Source organism: Tolypothrix sp. FACHB-123 (genome assembly GCF_014697075.1).
Classification (GTDB): Bacteria; Cyanobacteriota; Cyanobacteriia; order Cyanobacteriales; family Nostocaceae; genus Aulosira.
The window spans coordinates 1-18,084 of the sequence record NZ_JACJRE010000101.1; the positions used below are offsets into that span (position 1 = coordinate 1).

An 18,084-nucleotide genomic window follows, 5' to 3' on the forward strand; every position below is an offset into this window, starting at 1 on the left:
TACATCAACTTTTAAATGAAGGAGAGTTAATTATTAAATGGGGGCGAAAACTCAAAAATAAAGGCGACGCTGTTATCACAATTTAAATGCACAACAGCTTAATGATTTACAAGATTTTCTATCTGTAGCTCTAATGACTTTAATCCCTACTGATAGAGCAAGAACATATTATGAGCTAGAAATGGGTAGAACTTTAGTACACGGAATTATTAAAGATAGTATATTTATTTCGGCAGATAAGCTTGAAGATAAAACTGAGGCTTTTTGGTATATTCATTTGTTACCTAATGACTATAAAACAGGAAAGATATATAAAGAATATTGGGGAAAAATAGATAATGTTGTTTTCAAAGATGGCAAGAAACTATATGAATATATAGATAGGTGGATTAACAAAGAAAGAGAGTGCGAACAGAAGTGTAATCATAATAAATTTTTTAGAGGGACACAAAATTATGATGCCTTAAAGTCTCAAGATTGGTCACTTCGTATAAGGAAGATATTTGAGACGGAGACAGGAGTTCCTGTTACTCCTAAAGAGCTTAGAAAAATTTATATTACTTATTTAGCTAATCAACATGTAGATGATGCGACTCTTAAAGGAGCAGCTTATGCAATGCATCATTCATCAAGAATGCAGCAAAGCATTTATAACTCTCAAACTGTTCTTGAAAAGGTACAACCTATTTACGAATACAATAAAAGGATGTATCAAGATTTTTTTAGTAATAGCTAGTCTTCAGATTAAGTTACTCAAGCACAGGCCCATCTGGCGTAACTCTTATGCCCGCCATGCCAGGGGTCTGCTCAGCCCACTTATAAATTTGCGTTGATGACAAGGTGCGTTCATCTGAGGCGATCGCTCCAAGTTCGACTCAAATCTAATTGTTTTTCTGGTTCGGGCAGCGGACAGGCGAGCGCAACATTGAGGCGATCGCCAAAATATAGATTTTTATCAATGCTACTCAATGAATAGTTATGAAATCACTTATGTCCAGGGCGTTTTTAAGAAGAAAAAGTAAGCAATAGAATTTCTTACTAGCAAGACGTTGGATTGATCAGGGTTCAAGCTAGGAGCGACCGCCTAACTTCCTTGCTCGGTCGTACCTAGAAGCAGGGGTAGCTGGGGCGGCTGGGGGGGAAAACTGCGATCGCGTTTTTAATGTCGTAATTCCCACTTTTCCAGACATCAAGCTTCCTTTGCCAATAATGTTAAGGAATATTTCGCCAACAGCATCCATTGATACTCACGCCCCTAGCTGGGTTAGGCATCCAATTAGTTTCGTTGTGAAGATTTGTTATTTTCCACTAATGACATTAAACCTTGGCGTTCTAAATAGTGCAGCACTTGGTTAACACATTGTTCAACTGTAAAATTATCAGTTTGACAGATAATATCTGGATTAATTGGTGCTTCGTAGGGGTCAGAAATGCCAGTAAAATGTTTGATTTCTCCCGCCCTGGCTTTGGCGTAAAGTCCTTTGACATCACGGGATTCACAAACTGCTAGTGGTGCTTGGACGTAAATTTCGATAAAGTTGGTAGTCGTCTGTTTTAGTTCGGAGCGAACTTCACGATAGGGGCTGATAGCGGCAACGATCGCAATTATGCCATGACGACTGAGCAAGTTAGCCACAAAGCCAATCCGACGCACATTTATATCTCTATCTTGTTTGCTAAAGCCTAGTCCTTGTGAAAGATGGGTGCGAACGAGATCGCCATCCAGCAATTCTACTGAGTAATTACGTGCTTGTAGTTCTTGTAATAATCTTTGAGCGATCGTCGTTTTCCCTGCACCACTTAATCCTGTGAGCCAGAGAATTGCACCAGTTTGTTTCATGTCTGATTTAATACATAATAATCTTAATATATAGTGCCCAGCATTCTCTGTGGGCAATGAATGAGATCAAGCGATCGCACTCCAGGTTTCCCCAAAATGCGATCGCTCATTTTCACTTAAACAATTGCCAAATTAGTCAAGCTACCGCTAAACCCAGTAATCTCAATTACTGCATCGCTGTTTTCTTGGAAACCAGCAGCATTATTATTCAGTGCCAGGAAAGTGCGGCTACCAAAGCTAAAGCTAGCAGCGCCATTAGCAGCAAAGTTGCTATTTGTCAACAATGCCCCCAAACCAGCAGCATTAAAACTAGTCACAGCCCCCAGTTCCTTGAGATTAGCCGCGCTGACAGTATTGGGGCCATCAATGCGATCGCTGCCAATTTGCAAATCGCGAATCCGGTCAAAATTACTCAGCAGCGAATCAGTTAAAGCAAAGCGGAAAGTATCAGCACCAGCACCACCGATGAGGGTATCAGCACCCGTACCGCCGATTAACAAGTCATTACCATTACCACCAATGAGAGTATCGTTACCTAGACCACCAATGAGGGTATCATTGCCATTGCCGCCATCGAGCAAGTCAGGGCCATCATTGCCACTGAGGCTGTCTCTACCATTACCACCGAGTTGAGTAGAACCAATGAGTAGGTTGACAGTACCTGTAGTTGTACCGCCATTATTGTCAGCTAGGGTGTATTTGAAACTACCAGTACCACTGGTGGTAGGCAAAAAGACAATGAAATCATCAGCCGAATTGGCAGGGGTGAAATTATTGAATAAAACTGCGCCACCGCCAACAACATTGCTAATGCCAGTAATCTTCAAGGTATCCCCAGTATCGACATCGCGATCGTTAGCAAGTAGGGTGCTGACAGTAATAGTGGTGGGGATGAATTGGGTAGCAACTAAGGAGTCTGTGCCGGCAATTGGGTTATCGTTGACACCATTAATTGTCAAGTTAACTGTAGCTGTGCTAGTACCCCCCTTGCCATCGGAGATGGTGTAACTAAAGCTGTCGTTAGCAGTTGCGTTTACAGGCAAAGACTCAAATTGACCGTTGGGGTTGTAGTCAAAAGTACCATTGCCATTGAGAGTGAGTCGCGCACCAGAAGCTAAAGTAATTGGTGTGTTGACGGCGATGCTGTTAGCGTTCACCTGAGTGACAGTTAAACTGTTGTTATTGGCATCGCTGTCATTGCCCAATACATTAATGTTGACTACAGTATTTTCATCAGTAGTGGCAATGTCATCGGTAGCAACAGGTGCTTGATTAAATCCCAAAGTCGTCGTTGCGACTGCACTGGTATTGGAGTGCGCTGCACCATCATCCACGACAAAGGTGATGATGCGGTCAGTGGTATTGGGACTAGCCTCAGTATTGTTGTAAGTAATCGTGCGGAGGACTTGTTGATATTCGGCAACTGTACCCGTGCCAGAGAGCGCCAGTACACCATTGTTGTAACTAGCGGTGATGTTACCTGTGGGGGTAGCAGATAGGGTTTCCGATGCACCATCTAAAAGGTTAGTAATGGTGACAGTTGCCCCAACCAGGTTAGCTGAGTTGCGGTCAACTAAACTCAGGTCGTTATCGACAATGGCGATGGCAGAGCCAGTAAAGCTGGTGTTGAAATCAATGCCATTGTCGTTACTGCCGTTGAGGTCGAGGACAGAAGCAGCGTTGCCAAAGACCACATAGCTCTGCCCAGCGGCATCGATGCCGTTGGGGTCGGCAGTAGATGCGCCAATAATCAGGTCATCAATGCCGTCGCCGTTGATGTCCCCCGCGCCGCTGACTGATCTGCCTAATTGGTCACCTGAGTTGATGCCGTTAATGACGAAGCCGTTGTTGCCATCAAGGCTCGATAGGTTGAGGCTGGCTGTGAAGCCACTGCTTTTGCCAAAGACCACATAGCTCTGCCCGGAAGCGTTGCCGTTGGGGTCGGCAAATCGTGCGCCAATAATCAGGTCATCAATGCCGTCGCCGTTGATGTCCCCCGCGCTGCTGACTGATCTGCCTGATTCGTCACTTGAGTTGATGCCGTTAATGGCGAAGCCGTTGCTGCCATCAAGGCTCGATAGGTTGAGGCTGGAGCTGAAGCCACTGGTACTGCCAAACACCACATAGCTCTGCCCAGCGCCACTGATGCCGTTGGGGTCGGCAGTTCTTGCGTTAATAATCAGGTCATCAATGCCGTCGCCGTTGATGTCCCCCGCGCTGCTGACTGAGAAGCCTGATCCGTCATTTGAGTTGATGCCGTTAATGGCGAAGCCGTTGTTGCCATCAAGGCTCGATAGGTTGAGGCTGGAGCTGAAGCCACTGCTTTTGCCAAACACCACATAGCTCTGCCCAGAGCCGCTGCCGTTGGGGTCGGCAAGATATGCGCCAATAATCAGGTCATCAATGCCGTCGCCGTTGATGTCCCCCGCGCTGCTGACTGACCAGCCTGATCGGTCATAGGCGTTGATGCCGTTAATGGCGAAGCCGTTGTTGCCATCAAGGCTCGATAGGTTGAGGCTACTACTGAAGCCACTGCTACTGCCAAACACCACATAGCTCTGCCCAGAATAGCTGCCGTTGGGGTCGGCACTTCTTGCGCCAATAATCAGGTCATCAATGCCGTCGCCGTTGATGTCCCCCGCGCTGCTGACTGACCAGCCTGATAGGTCACCTGAGTTGATGCCGTTAATAGCGAAGCCGTTGTTGCCATCAAGGCTCGATAGGTTGAGGCTGGAGCTGAAGCCACTGCTTTTGCCAAACACCACATAGCTCTGCCCAGAGCCGCTGCCGTTGGGGTCGGCAAGATATGCGCCAATAATCAGGTCATCAATGCCGTCGCCGTTGATGTCCCCCGCGCTGCTGACTGACCAGCCTGATCGGTCACCTGAGTTGATGCCGTTAATGGCGAAGCCGTTGTTGCCATCAAGGCTCGATAGGTTGAGGCTACTACTGAAGCCACTGCTACTGCCAAACACCACATAGCTCTGCCCAGAATAGCTGCCGTTGGGGTCGGCACCAAATGCGCCAATAATCAGGTCATCAATGCCATCGCCGTTGATGTCCCCCGCGCTGCTGACTGAGATGCCTGATAAGTCATCTGAGTTGATGCCGTTAATAATAAAGCCGTTGCTGCCGTTGAGGCTCAATAAGTTAAAGGTTGAATTTGCCATAATTGATGTTTGTTTTTTGTTTCTACTTAGTTGATATTTGGGATTAACCGAGATTTAATGTTTTCGGTTTCTCCCTTTTCCCAACTTCTCCCCGGCGAGGAAAAGGTGGAAAAGCTTGTATTTCCGTTACCTTGCTGGCTCTATGTTTAACCAGCTCCTTGATGCGCTCAGGCAACGGTTTCACCAATGGTAATGACTCGCCGAATTTCATCAGAGCGAAAGCCAATTGCCATTGGGCGGCGAATTTGTGGTAATACTGCGATGTCATATAATTCTGTGACTACCCCTTCAATATTCAGGGAATGAACAATATCGCCGCTTTTGAGGTCGATAACTAATAATCCACACCTGGCACTGGCATCTTTTGCCGCCAGTTTGTCATCCAGGGGTAAGCCACTCAAGGTTTTGGTGTGGCGAGATTCGGAAATCCCCACGATCGCAAAGTTGTGATGAAATGCCAGTCCTCTTTGATAACCTGGACAAAAAGCTACGGCTTGAAATTTTCCCGTGGCTAAATCGCCATAGCCAAATTCCCCTGTGCCAGAGTTGAGTAACCACAACTTGTCTTGATACCACCGAGGAGAATGGGGCATAGATAACCCTTCGACAACAATTTCATTGCTGTCAATATCAATAATGCAGCCGCCATTCACCCGCTTTTGTCGCCAACCCTCAGCCACATCAGATTTACTAATGACGCTGACATATTTGGGTTTGCCATCTTTTAATGCCAAGCCGTTGAGGTGACATCTATCTTCGGCGGCGAGTTTAGTAATGAATGCTGGTTGCCACAGGGGAACAAAACTATGGGTTTGGCTGACGGTGGCGAGGCAGCTAAATAAGGTATTGGCAAAAACAATTTGTTGCTGGTTATCCAGTACAATATCGTGAATATCTAAGTCGCCTGTGATGTAGCCAACTTGGGGTAAATAAATCGCATCGTGGTCATTGTGAGTTTCTCCCGGTGCTAGGGTATTTTCAAATCGCCATAGTTGGTACAAAGTGCTGATGTAAAGGCTGTTACCTGTGGCAAATAAACCCATACATCGGTCTAAGGTGCGCTCAAACACGGCTAATTTGCCATTTGGTTGTAAACCGATAAAAAATACTTTCCCCGCTTGGTAAGTGGTGAATACCAAACTCATGTTTTGTTCATATAGCCAAGGCACAAATTGCCGAGAAGCGGTAATTTCCAGTTTGGGTGTTGTTGTAGTCATGGTGCAATGAGATTTAGATAAGTAAAGTGGTGCAATTTAATGAGGGCTGTTATTCTTACAAAGTTCTGATTGCCAGAAGCCGGCGCTCAGACTTTGCGCTTTGTCATTGGTCATTTGTCATTGCTCATTTGTCATTGGTCAAAAGTAGGCGATCGCAATTTCGACAAGCCCACAAATATAGTCGTTGCTGAGGGTGGCGAGGCAACTAAAATCTGTATTGACAAATACGAGATTTTCTGCATTATCCAGCACGACATCATGAACATTTAAATCACCAGTGGTGTATGCTGTGTGAGGGATATAAAGGCAATGTCTAGCGACAAGCTGCTTCGCATCTACGCTTTGCTGATATATTTCTCCTGGTGCAAGTAAATTCTCAAAGCGCCAAATTTGATATCGCGTGCTAACATATATGCTGTTATTGACTGCATACATGCCCATCGGTTTATCAAACAAGCGCTCGTGAGCCGCTATTTTACCTTGGTCATTGCAACCAATAAAAAACAGCCGATTAGTTTGATAAGTACTGAAAGCAAGGCTAATACCCTGAGTTTGCAGCCAGCAAGCTAACTGTGGCGAACAGTTAATTTCTAGTTTCGGCAAGTTCTCTGAAGAAATACTGTCACTGTAGGGTAGGGAATTTTCCATACAATATTTAATTTAGAACTAATTTTTGAGGCAACAAAATTTCCCCATCATCTATAAACAGTTAAGAGATGGAGGCAGCACCCATTTATTAAATAAGGTCTCTCGATGAATTGAAAAAAACGTTTATCTCACAAGGGATTCAATACTTATTTCAAAGTAAACGTCAGTTTTATCCTTCATCTAGCCATTAAATAATACGATGAAAAATTCAGTATCCATGACGGGTTTATAAAAACTTTAATAAAGTAGTCAGTGAAATTTCTGTGATTTTATCTTTTTTCCTTCTGCGTGAAATAGTTAGCAGAAAAAGCAGAGCGAAAAATTTCCAGATGGGCATTAATCATCCCAAAGAGCTTGAAACCTGACGGATGTGAGTTCGGTATAACACACTGTGTGCTGAATGTTTATGTCCTAAGTAACTCTGAATTTTCCAGGTGTCAGTACCTCGATTAGCCAAATAATCACCCGTTCCATGTCGTAGCAATCGAGTATCTGTTCTGCATGAGGATTAAGATAATACTGTAGTTCATGAATACTCTCTTCACCATCTGATAAAAATGTGGCTTTTTCAGTAGAATCCAACATTGAGCCAAAAATCTAATCACGATCATGCCCAAAGTTGATGAAGTTATCTTCTGGACATTCAACATTTCTGCTTTACTAGTACATCCATCTTTTGAAGATAGCCTATTCTACGCAAGAAAGGTGCGAAGCATTGGCTCTTAAAACTGTTAATATATATAGCTTTGAATCAAGTAAGAACTATCATTGCTTAATTTTTGCTTACTGCTGCTAAATTCCATAAAGAAAACCCTCATAAACACTATGAGGGCATTCATGAAAATCTATGTCAGTTCTCAAGTGCGGAAACGTCTTTTACCCTGCTTTTGTAAAGCTTGTTTTTTGCGTTTGGATTTTTCTGTCTTGCGTTTCAAAGTGACGATGCTTCCTCATGTCTTGAAAAATTCCGGCTTTGGAAACTTCTCGCTTAAATCTGTGCTTCTGCTGACTCAAGATGTTCCTGATCACCCACTATGATTTGGGTCATTCTCTCTCGTACTCAATTGAATTCATCAATAGCCTAAAAATTTGCTCTCTCAAATTTCCGGTTTCAAATCTTAGTAGCGTCCACGTCAACCGCTACGTTTCTTACTAGCTGATGAACCTGGATCGGGTAAAACGATTATGGCAAGCTTGCTGATTAAAGAATTGATGGTTTGAGGAGATTTACAGGGTATTGAGCCGAGGCTCGTAATCCCGGTAATCGTCGTAATTTTGGTTATATCGGTGGGGTCTGCCATCCCTAGAACAGATCCGCCGGGTTTGCTATGCTGCTACCCATCCAGTTTCATAGTTTGGGCCCAATTTGTTATCCGGTGTATAAATTTCAAGCCAATTGCCTTGCTGTCCGATAACATCTAATACTATGCCGTTAGGAAGCATGGTATTAATGTTGTTAAAGCGAACTTTGGGTGATGATCTCACATCGACATAGCCATCCCAGTCCTTGGCGATCGTTCGACAAAATCTAGCTTGCGCCATTGGGGAATAACTGGCTAGAAGAGAAATGGCGATCGCGGTTATTGTCAAACCCTGACTCAACAGTCCACGAGGGGATTGAGTAGATACTGGAATGTGGTTCATAAATACACACCTCTTAAGTATTGTGATCAGTTGGGATTGGTTCACCAAAATCGTTGTTATTGATACCAGTCCAAACCATTTCCAAGGCGATCGCCTCCGGCGGGGCGTAGCCCATCGCTCTGAATATTCCGGCGGTAAAAAGACTCCTCGATCCACATCCGCACTTCTTCTTCAGAAGCTAGACAAGTGGTGCGGCCTGTTTTGGGATTGTAAACTTCATACCAAACATTCCCTGCACGATCTTTGCGTTGCCAAATTTTCAACTCAGATTCGGTGGTGAGTATATTCCAAATCCATTGCCCGAATCGTCTTAGTTGCTCTGTCAATTTTTGCAAGTTGGATTGAGGAACAAGAACCTCATCACCAAGAAGTTCAGGTTTTTTGTAGTCTTGCGATTGTGTATTCATCACTGCCTCCTGTTAAATTCACCATTGATTGCATAGTAAAGCGGTGATTAAATCGCAACTTCCCCAGATTAGTCTCAGTAGATCGATTCATCCGATCGGGTGAATCAACCAGAGGTGCAAGTTGACACAGTCAGGCGAAGTGCAAAATCAACTCAAAGAGCGATTGTGAAATCAGCAATTGACCAAATAACTACTAATTCGTAATTCTTTTAATTACGAATTACGTAGAGCCTGCGGCATAGCTGCGCTTAGAGCGAAGCGGTAGCGTACCCCTACGGGGAAGCTACGCGGAGCGTCTCGTAGAGAGGTAAGAGCGTCCGCAGGAGCGTCATTACGAATTATTTTGATTTACCATTCGCTATGGAGGAAGATTTAATGTCCACTATTCGTCGTCCGGTTGGGGTAGTGCTTGCCTTCGCTGCTATTTTGGGATTCTTCAATGTTTCTGCAAAGGCGATCGCCGCCCCTAAAATTGCTCAACCGACCACTGATCCAAAATTTCAACCCGTAGTCACAGCCATTGAAGCGCAGATGAAAGCGCAAGATGTCCCTGGATTAGCTATAGCGATAGTGCAAAATGGCAAGGTGACTTTTCAAAGAGGCTTCGGTGTTCGCAACACTGAAACTAAAGACCCAGTTACACCTGCAACCCTATTCCGAATTGGCTCAACCACCAAACCATTAACAGTAATTGGTATCATGCAATTAGTAGAAGCTGGCAAAGTCAAGCTTGATGAACCAGTTGTTAACTATGTGCCAGAGTTTAAAGTAAATCCCAAAATCACAGTACGACAAATTATTTCCCATAGCTCAGGACTGGCTGATGGGGGTGAGCCTTACGGACGTATTGATGCGGCTGCGCTCAAAGATTACGTTACCAGCTTGACACCAAAAAGCGCGTTTGCACCTCCACAAACAGTATTAAGTTACTCCAACCCGGCTTTCTCGGTCGCCGGACGCTTAATCGAACAGGTAAGCGGTATGAATTATGCTGATTACATGGACAAAAATGTCTTTCCAGCTTTGGGAATGGCGCGTACAACTTTATTACCTAATGTTGCTTTGACCTATCCCCTAGCAGTGGGTTATCAACCAGGCAAAGCAGGACTGGAAACTGTGCGCCCTAATCCTGATAACGTCGCTGAATACCCCGCAGGGTTTGTCTTTTCATCGGTAGAAGACCTTAGCCGCTTGGTATTATTTCTCCTACAAGATGGCAAACTCAATGGCAAAACCGTATTGAGTGCAAGTTCTATGCAAGCAATGAAAACGCCTGTGTTAAACATTGCCTCATTGAATGTGGGCTATGGCTTAGGGTTAATTGTCGAGCCGAAAAATGACAACATTACAAATATTGGGCATGACGGCTCAATTAATGGTTATAGTGCTGCACTACAGACCATCTCATCTGAGAAATTTGGTGTTGTAATTTTGGCAAATAAAACAGGATTTAACTCGACCCCAATTCTGGAAGCAGCTACGCAATCTTTGCTGAAACTGCCAAAACCGAATCCTACATCTCCAATTCAGCTAGATGATAACGCGCTCAAAGCCTATACCGGAAACTATGCTGTTCCTGGGATTACAGGGCAACTAGGTACTCTTGCAATTGTTCTGGAACAAGGTAAACTCAAGTCTAAATTTCCAGGACAACCCGATCTCGAATTGCGATCACTTCACCCAGACATATTTACGGTATTTCTAGGGAACACACAGATGGGAACTGCTGCTTTCCTGCGGGATAAAACAGGCAAGATTACATTTTTGAACTATGGGTTACGGGCATATCCACGTTTAAGCAATAGGTAAGGTAAACCGGAAAGTTGCACCTTTACCTAGACTACTGTGAACTCCAATTTCTCCGCCATGTGCAGTGATAATTTGACGACAGAGATATAAGCCTAAACCAATACCAGTAGAACGAGAGCGATGGGCTACGCCCCCCCGGAGGCGATCGCCTCTAATGAGTTAGGTCGATAAGATGCAAGAAAATTTTGTATTGATCCCGCCTCATCGCTACAATCACCTGTATATGAGACTTCATTACATCTTCTCGCTCTGCGGATAACGTTATCCGCCAAATCTGACTTATCCCCAAATAACAAAGAAATTCTCAACCAACTATCGTGACTAAAACTCGCATCATTACGTTATTCAACCAGTCAGGGGGTGTTGCCAAAACAACTTTGACCCACAATCTGGGCTACCATCTTGCAGCCAACAAGCACCGCGTTCTACTCGTGGACATGGACCCACAGGCATCTTTAACCAACTTCTTGGGTGTAGACCCTGAAGAACTAGAAAAAACTGTCTATAACGCGATAATTGATGAAGAACCATTATTTGTCTACCCTGAAAAAATCCAGGGTATGGCACTGGCACCCACCAATATCAATTTAAGTGCCGCCGAACTCCTCCTACCAGCTGCCACCGCACGCGAATATCGCCTCCATGAAGCCCTTGCCCCCATCCGGGATGATTACGATTTTATCCTCATTGATTGTCCCCCGTCGCTTGGCATTTTAAGTATCCTCAGCCTAACTGCTGCTACTCATATTCTCGTACCTATTCAGTGTCAATTTAAATCTTTCCTGGGTACAGACCTACTACTTGATACTGTCGCCAGGGTTAAAAAAAAGCTCAACAAAGGACTACAAATTGCTGGGTTTATTCCTACAATGCTCGATAGCCGTACCGCACAAGAAACCCGCACTCTCCAAGCTGTGGAAGAACAACTTTCCCAAATTGGTACGATATATCCTCCTATCCCCAAATCTATCGCCTTTGCGGATGCTTCCGAGCGCAGAATGCCGTTGGGAATGTATGATAAGAAACACCCCGCAGTCAAAATCCTAAATAAGATTGCCAAAGAGTTAGACAAATTAAAAGTGGAGTCGTCGGGCTAAACCCACAGGTCTGCCACACTTACTAGGAGGTTCTGTGAGTAAAAAAGACGCAGCGTACACTGCAAAACTCAAACACGCCAACCCAATAGATTTAATGTTTGGCGGTAGCGAAGATGAACCCGCAACGCCATCTCACAAATCAACCAACACAATTCCCATCCAGGAAATTAAATTACCGCCCACCCAACCCAGGCGTTATTTCGACCCCAAAAAGTTGGAAGAACTTTCGCTATCTATTAAAGAGCTAGGCATTCTCGAACCATTAATCGTGCGCTCTCAACCAGATGGAAATTATGAACTCATTGCGGGCGAGCGTCGTTTCAAAGCAGCTATTATGGCTGGGTTGGAGTTCGTGCCTGTCGTCATCAAGGAAATGGACGACGACACGGTTAAGCAGGTGCAATTAATTGAAAACCTCCAGCGTGAAGATTTGAATGCGTATGAGGAAACAATCGGAATTTTGGAGTTACTGGCACTGCGCCTCAATTCAACCCAGGATGAGGTAATCAGCCTGCTCAACCGCATGTCCAAGGCTAATCGCAAACAAGCGGATAACGTTATCCGCCAAAAAGAAAAGAAAGAAAGCAAAACCTTTGATGCTGTTATCCATCCTTCAGATGATAAAAGAGCGGATAACGTTATCCGCGATGAAGAGAATGTTGTAGTAGAAGGTATATTTGCCTCTCTTGGTAGGCTTTCTGCTGAATCATTCCGTACTAATCGCCTGCCATTACTCAATCTCCCTGAAGATATTAAAGAGGAACTGCAAAAGGGGTCAATTGAGTACACCAAAGCGCGTGCGATCGCCAAAGTGAAGGAGGATGCAAAACGCGCTCCTTTACTGCAAGCAGCAATCAAAGAAAATTTATCACTTACAGAAATCCAACTCTTGATACGAGATATCTTCGCTCAGGAGAAAGCAGACACTACCCCATCGCTTAAAACCCAGTACAAGGAATTAAGCAAACAACTCGGTTCATCCAAAGTCTGGGATAACCCAAAGAAAAAGAAAGCGTTGGAAAAATTGCTCAATCAAATTAAAGTACTCTTGGATGCAGAACAAGCCATTACAAAAACTTAAGTTTCCGACTCCCATAACTTGTAGTCTTGTCATCTGTATGACAAAGTTCGATTAAGGCAGGAGTAAGTCATACCCATCAAAGTTAATAAATTCTGCGAGTTCGCCTTCGGCATAATCATCTGTACGCTCACTGCAAGCATTTGGTTTGAGTGTGATGGGCTTATGTCCCGCCGTAGGTAATCGTGCAACCGTTTTGAGAGGTCGCAGCTAGATGTAGCGAACTGGGTATTCTGTAGATGTTATCGTCACAATCTGGCATGATCGCTAATAAAATCAACAGAATCATCTATGAGTGAAGAACTGAAGCGATTAATGCTGCGAATTTTAATTGTCGAAGATGACCCAATGATGCGGATTGGGCTAAAACATACACTCTCTACTTATGCTCACCTTGAGATTGTGGATATAGCAGAGGATGGGGATTTAGGTGTAGAGGCAGCGATCACACTCCAGCCTGATGTAGTGGTGATGGATGTGGGAATGCCACACAAAGATGGAATTGCAGCTACACAAGAAATTAAGAAGGCTTTACCTAATATAAAAATTGTCATGCTCACCTCCCATACGTCGCAAACGGAGGTAGTGGCTGCACTTTCTAGCGGTGCTGATGGCTACTGTGTCAAAGGAACGAGTGCAGAACAATTGGTCAAAGCAATTGATGTGGTTCATCAAGGAGCTACTTATTTAGATGCTCAAGTAGCAAAAACCGTGGTTGATCAACTCAAACCCGTTACAGCCGCATCTAAAACTACTCAGTCTATTCCCCCAGGAACATTGTCAGAGAGAGAACTAGAGGTGTTGCGCTTCATAGTTGAAGGCTACAGTAATCCAGAAATTGCTAAAGCCTTATATCTGAGTGAGCATACAGTCAAAACCTATGTTCGCGGAATTATGAATAAGTTGCTAGTCAATGACCGAGTACAAGCAGCTGTAGTAGCATTGCGATCAGGCTTAATGTCGTGATTAAACTGAAAACTGCTATATAGGTAGAGTAAACCAGAAGGTAGCACCATTACCTGGACTACTGATCACCCCAATCTTGCCGCCATGAGCCGTAATAATTTGCCGACAGATGTAGAGTCCTAAGCCTAAACCGAGTGATTGACGATTATTAGGGCCACGCATATAGAGTTCAAATAAGTGATCGCACTGGTGTTGTGTCATCCCTACACCATCATCTTGAACAGTGCAACGGATTTGGTTGTTGAGATGTTCTCCGACAACAGCATCCAAAGTCAAATTTACCCCTGGTCGATTATAACGCAGTGCATTTAAAAGTAAATTTTCATACACTCGCCGCAGATGGAGTGCATCGGCATTTACAGGGGGTAAATCAATGGAAATCGTATATGTTACCGTGGCGTTTGCTTGCTGGATAAAGGGTTGTAAGTCGGTAATCACAGATTTCACTAAATCATGCAGTTTCACTCTTTGGTGATGTAGTACAATTCCATGAACTTCGGTTTCGTGTGCCTCTAACAGTGAGTTAATTAAAGCGACTTGTCTATCGCCACTTTCAATTATTTGTTGGAGTAATTCTTGGGGAATCTGTGCAGTGTGTTGTTCAGGATGCCAAAAAGTTTTTAAAGTCATCACCATACCGATTACAGGATTGCGTAAATCATGAGATACCGCATGGAGAAAAACCCGTAGTTGTTGACGTAATTCAAATTCCCGTTGTAGGGAGCGCTCATATAAAAATACACCAACATCAGCGACCAAACAAATCAACATTGTATAAAATATGCCCAAGACATAGCTAGCAGGGACAATCACATTTGGATCACGCCAACCAAAGAGTAGGGCGATCGCAAAATAGCCAATCACAGTTACTTGCGATAGCAGATGCGATCGCCAATTTACAGGAATCAAAATGGCTTGAATTGCATAAAACAACATCCACGCACCTCCATCAAAACTAGCTTGTCCTCGCACAGTGGCGATAATTTGAGACGGCATCAGCACCAATCCACTCAACAACAGAAACATTCTTTCTGGAGACTTGGAGAATACGCGAGATTTAGCTAATAACAAGCCCATACCAACACTTAAAATTTGAGTAACGGCAACTTCCAAATACTGGCGTATCCGGACTGCATCAAATGCTAGTTTGGGGTCGCCTGAAGCATTCAAGCTAGGAATTATCAGGGTGAGATTCAAAGTTGTCGCCATTACCGAAATAATGAGAATAACCCATGCAAGTAAAAGAATTCGACTAGAAAGAAATTGCTGTCGCCACCCCAAAAATTCTGACGAAATAATTACGTAATTAGGTTTAATTTGGCTTTTGAGCCGATTAATAAATCTAATTACAAATATTTTTATTGGTAACAATGTAAGGATACTTTTCATTATGTAGTTGAATGTAACTGGAGTTATTTATACCAAGTTGCAGTCAAAAATAGTAACTTGGGCTGGGAGTAGGGAGTGGGTACTAGGAATATTTTGAGCGCAACTTAGTATGAAAATTCTGAAAATTCATTTAATGCACTATTACAAGATGTTTTTAGATTGTTTTTTCTAAGAGATATAACAAACTTGATTGTATAAATTACAAAGCCTTATTCGCTCCACCCAAATGGACTAACAGGTTAACTCACCCAACCGATTCATCCAATCGGGTGAGTTAACCGAGTGAATCAATCGTGGGAAGTTTTAATTAGATGCCTGACTTTATGATTCGGTCATGACATGAAAACAGGCGTTGAGAGCTTTATGAACATTCTATTTATTCATCGTCAATTCAAGCTAGACCTTTCTTGGCTGAAGCAGAATATTACTCCTAGATTGGATGACAAAAATCTTCATCAGTATGAGACTTGGGTTGAACGAAATCAAGTTATTCAGTATTTGCGTCAGGTTGAAGCTAATTATTTTCCGGAACGTAAAACTTTTTGGTAAGGGATGAACAAATATACATCGCTTGGGTTTAGGACATTGGTTGGCACTAGATAATCCCTAAAAAAATAAAATCCCCCGGAGGTAGAGGAAGTGCGCCAGCAAACTAAGGCTCGCAAATTACTGAAATTAAGTGGTTGGTTGGCGATCGCAGGTTTAGCTTTATATATATGTGCCAAGTTCGTTATACCATCACTGTTCCCATACTGGGGCGTTGGACTTGTGGGTGTACTAGGTACTTGGGCGGCAACCAGTACGTGGGTGCTACTCGCTAATAGGCCGAGGACTATCCGCCTGTTGGTAGTGATTGTATTCATCACAGCGAGTCTAGTAGGTGGGATTCTTCCTTGGGGTGGTTTAGCTGGGTTTCTGCTGATCCTCATGGCATTCTTAGTTCTTGTTGGCATAACCTTACTGCTTGTGTTTCTCAGCCTGGGACAAAAACAATCAGTCATAGAGTTACTGCTGTTAGGTTATGTACCCATACTGGCAGGTGTAATCATGCTGGCGATCGCCAACTTAATTAGATTTGCACCTCCAGCCCTATCAATTCAAGCTCATAGTCCGAGTGACGAACTGCGCTATATGTTCGAGACAGATCAGCAGGATCGGCTAACAAGTCGTATGATTTTCGATTCCAGTCGGGATCAGGCAAGGCTCAAGCGGACACTCTCCCTAGATCGTCAAGGACTGATCACCAAACCAGAGGCTCAATACTATGCGGCACTGATATTACAGCATGGTACTTGCCCTGAGCATTTCCGCCGCGCATATCAACTTGCTCATGGTGCTACCAAAGCAGGGATTCCTCAAGCAGAGTGGCTGTCCCACGCCTCTTATGATCGTTGGATGATATCAGAAGGCCAGCCACAAAAGTACAACACGCAATTACTTTTGTTTCAAAAATCAACCTGCAACACGTAATTTTATTGCTTGAGCAACACCCAATTGGAGTCAGTGGGTGTAGGAGTTTATTACGCAGGTAAACGAGATTCAACATTTCTGATAAACTACGGGCAGTTACCTCATCACTAAGGAATGTGCTGACTCTTAGCGTGTAGGTCACACAAACTTTCGGAACTCTACCAAATGCTTTTCGTAAAATAAAATTATCTTCCACTTAAGAAAGCAACATGGTTATCCCAGAACTTGAACAGCAACTTCTTCAACTTGACCCCAACGATAAACTGTATATCATCCAACTTCTGGCACAAAGCCTGACTACACAAAAAAACAATACCCACCCAGAGCAACTAAGCAAACTAAGAGAATCTCCCGAAGCTGAACTCACTGAAAAATTAGACCTTACCCGATTACTAAACACTCTTATTGAGTCCATACAACCACAAACCCCAACCGAAATAAGAGAATATCCCCAGCCTCAATTCTATGGATGTATCCAAGATGAAACATTCCTCCGCCATCCCCAAGGACAACAACCAGAACGCGAACCAATCTTGTGAAATTCCTGCTCGATACTAACACCTGCATTATCTATATGCGTGGTAAAAATACCACCTTAAAGCAGAAACTAGAATCTACTCTCACTAGCGATATTGCCGTTTGCTCAATCGTCAAAGCTGAACTATTTTATGGCGCAATCAAAAGTGCCAACAGAGAACGTAATCTTACTTTACAGCAAGAATTTTTAGCTCAATTTATATCACTACCATTTGACGATTTAGCAGCAATGACATTTGGAACAATTCGCTCTCAACTAGAAATATTAGGCACTCCAATTGGCGCGTATGATTTACAAATTGCCGCTATCGCCCTCTCCAATAACTTAACCCTCATCACCCATAACACTAGAGAATTCCAGCGTGTTAATAACTTGCTGATTGAAGATTGGGAGATAGATAGCTGACTACAAGAGAACTTGTATAGAAACTGGTGCAGACAGCGTATATACAAACAAAACCTGGCTTGAAAAAACTACTGCGATGGGCTACGCCCGACCATAGGTCATCGCCATTGTTAGGCATAAAAAGCAGCGGTGGTGATTTTTTAACTGGCGTAGTCCATCGTCTGCTGCACCAAAAGCCCAAGTATTAGCTATCAATTTTGATATCAAAGCCGGAAATTACATACTCAAGATAGCTAAATAACACCCATTAACTTCCGCAAAACGGATTTAGCTGTTCATGGATTGTAAACATTTATGCTCCCCCCCAGGGCAAACGCATCTTAATTTAAAGTGAAGGCAAATAATGCACTGGTAGATGAGTCAGTTCAATGATTTTCAGGATGAATACATTGATTGTTGAGCGAAT

Annotated in this window: 19 protein-coding genes and 2 pseudogenes; 9 read left to right on the plus strand and 12 right to left on the minus strand. The window is 43.6% G+C overall.

Annotation, left to right across the window (positions count from 1 at the left end):
* Positions 1-133 precede the first annotated feature (133 nt).
* On the plus strand, positions 134-736 hold the full coding sequence (locus tag H6G41_RS32605) for a site-specific integrase (RefSeq protein WP_190752357.1): 603 nt from the start codon (positions 134-136) through the stop codon (positions 734-736).
* Positions 737-846: 110 nt separating this feature from the next.
* On the opposite strand, the gene H6G41_RS35945 is transcribed toward H6G41_RS32605, so the two are convergent.
* From H6G41_RS35945 to H6G41_RS32650, 10 genes and pseudogenes are all read right to left on the minus strand, one after another.
* Positions 847-969 (minus strand): hypothetical protein, encoded by a 123-nt coding sequence (locus H6G41_RS35945; protein WP_277878220.1) that lies wholly within the window; start codon positions 967-969, stop codon positions 847-849.
* Between the two features lie 101 nt (positions 970-1,070).
* Positions 1,071-1,241 (minus strand): hypothetical protein, encoded by a 171-nt coding sequence (locus H6G41_RS32610; RefSeq protein WP_190752359.1) that lies wholly within the window; start codon positions 1,239-1,241, stop codon positions 1,071-1,073.
* A gap of 35 nt (positions 1,242-1,276) precedes the next feature.
* Positions 1,277-1,840, minus strand: a complete 564-nt coding sequence (gene cysC, locus H6G41_RS32615) for an adenylyl-sulfate kinase (RefSeq protein ID WP_190752361.1) — start codon at positions 1,838-1,840, stop codon at positions 1,277-1,279.
* 116 nt (positions 1,841-1,956) lie between these two features.
* Complete coding sequence (locus H6G41_RS32620) at positions 1,957-5,010, minus strand: Ig-like domain-containing protein (protein ID WP_190752363.1); 3,054 nt, start codon at positions 5,008-5,010, stop codon at positions 1,957-1,959.
* Positions 5,011-5,177: 167 nt separating this feature from the next.
* A complete protein-coding gene (locus H6G41_RS32625; protein ID WP_190752365.1) occupies positions 5,178-6,227 on the minus strand; it encodes a TIGR03032 family protein in 1,050 nt (349 codons plus the stop codon).
* 138 nt (positions 6,228-6,365) lie between these two features.
* Complete coding sequence (locus H6G41_RS32630; protein WP_190752367.1) at positions 6,366-6,875, minus strand: DUF4915 domain-containing protein; 510 nt, start codon at positions 6,873-6,875, stop codon at positions 6,366-6,368.
* Between the two features lie 411 nt (positions 6,876-7,286).
* Positions 7,287-7,460 carry a hypothetical protein gene (locus H6G41_RS32635; protein ID WP_190752369.1) on the minus strand — a complete coding sequence of 58 codons (174 nt, stop codon included), beginning with the start codon at positions 7,458-7,460 and terminating at the stop codon, positions 7,287-7,289.
* 272 nt (positions 7,461-7,732) lie between these two features.
* Positions 7,733-7,923 (minus strand): annotated as a pseudogene (gene rpsU / locus H6G41_RS32640) (30S ribosomal protein S21).
* 278 nt (positions 7,924-8,201) lie between these two features.
* The gene (locus H6G41_RS32645) at positions 8,202-8,519 is read right to left on the minus strand and encodes an SH3 domain-containing protein (RefSeq protein WP_190752371.1); all 318 of its coding nucleotides are present in this window, start codon (positions 8,517-8,519) and stop codon (positions 8,202-8,204) included.
* A gap of 56 nt (positions 8,520-8,575) precedes the next feature.
* Positions 8,576-8,926 (minus strand): hypothetical protein, encoded by a 351-nt coding sequence (locus H6G41_RS32650; protein ID WP_190752373.1) that lies wholly within the window; start codon positions 8,924-8,926, stop codon positions 8,576-8,578.
* Positions 8,927-9,301: 375 nt separating this feature from the next.
* On the opposite strand from H6G41_RS32650, the gene H6G41_RS32655 reads away from it, so the two are divergent.
* Entirely contained in the window at positions 9,302-10,735 is a 1,434-nt protein-coding gene (locus H6G41_RS32655; RefSeq protein ID WP_190752375.1) for a serine hydrolase, read from the plus strand.
* Here H6G41_RS32655 and H6G41_RS32660 read toward each other — a convergent pair.
* Positions 10,721-10,840 (minus strand): annotated as a pseudogene (locus H6G41_RS32660) (sensor histidine kinase); the annotation flags it as partial. The gene H6G41_RS32655 and the pseudogene H6G41_RS32660 overlap by 15 nt on opposite strands.
* Positions 10,841-11,052: 212 nt before the next feature.
* On the opposite strand from H6G41_RS32660, the gene H6G41_RS32665 reads away from it, so the two are divergent.
* The 3 genes from H6G41_RS32665 to H6G41_RS32675 all read left to right on the plus strand — a co-directional run bounded on the left by H6G41_RS32665 (position 11,053) and on the right by H6G41_RS32675 (position 13,876).
* Positions 11,053-11,832 carry a ParA family protein gene (locus H6G41_RS32665; protein WP_045874780.1) on the plus strand — a complete coding sequence of 260 codons (780 nt, stop codon included), beginning with the start codon at positions 11,053-11,055 and terminating at the stop codon, positions 11,830-11,832.
* A 34-nt stretch (positions 11,833-11,866) separates the two neighbouring features.
* A complete protein-coding gene (locus tag H6G41_RS32670; protein ID WP_308796863.1) occupies positions 11,867-12,913 on the plus strand; it encodes a ParB/RepB/Spo0J family partition protein in 1,047 nt (348 codons plus the stop codon).
* A gap of 288 nt (positions 12,914-13,201) precedes the next feature.
* Complete coding sequence (locus tag H6G41_RS32675) at positions 13,202-13,876, plus strand: response regulator transcription factor (protein ID WP_190587702.1); 675 nt, start codon at positions 13,202-13,204, stop codon at positions 13,874-13,876.
* Positions 13,877-13,891: 15 nt separating this feature from the next.
* On the opposite strand, the gene H6G41_RS32680 is transcribed toward H6G41_RS32675, so the two are convergent.
* Positions 13,892-15,265 (minus strand): sensor histidine kinase KdpD, encoded by a 1,374-nt coding sequence (locus tag H6G41_RS32680; RefSeq protein ID WP_190752377.1) that lies wholly within the window; start codon positions 15,263-15,265, stop codon positions 13,892-13,894.
* Positions 15,266-15,628: 363 nt separating this feature from the next.
* Between H6G41_RS32680 and H6G41_RS32685 the strand changes: the two genes are divergently transcribed.
* The 4 genes from H6G41_RS32685 to H6G41_RS32700 all read left to right on the plus strand — a co-directional run bounded on the left by H6G41_RS32685 (position 15,629) and on the right by H6G41_RS32700 (position 17,678).
* On the plus strand, positions 15,629-15,814 hold the full coding sequence (locus H6G41_RS32685; RefSeq protein ID WP_190752379.1) for a hypothetical protein: 186 nt from the start codon (positions 15,629-15,631) through the stop codon (positions 15,812-15,814).
* A 90-nt stretch (positions 15,815-15,904) separates the two neighbouring features.
* A complete protein-coding gene (locus tag H6G41_RS32690) occupies positions 15,905-16,735 on the plus strand; it encodes a hypothetical protein (protein ID WP_190752381.1) in 831 nt (276 codons plus the stop codon).
* 209 nt (positions 16,736-16,944) lie between these two features.
* The gene (locus tag H6G41_RS34750) at positions 16,945-17,274 is read left to right on the plus strand and encodes a hypothetical protein (protein ID WP_199316447.1); all 330 of its coding nucleotides are present in this window, start codon (positions 16,945-16,947) and stop codon (positions 17,272-17,274) included.
* A complete protein-coding gene (locus H6G41_RS32700) occupies positions 17,271-17,678 on the plus strand; it encodes a PIN domain-containing protein (protein ID WP_190752382.1) in 408 nt (135 codons plus the stop codon). Before H6G41_RS34750 ends, H6G41_RS32700 begins: the two co-directional genes overlap by 4 nt.
* The last annotated feature ends 406 nt before the right edge of the window (positions 17,679-18,084 follow it).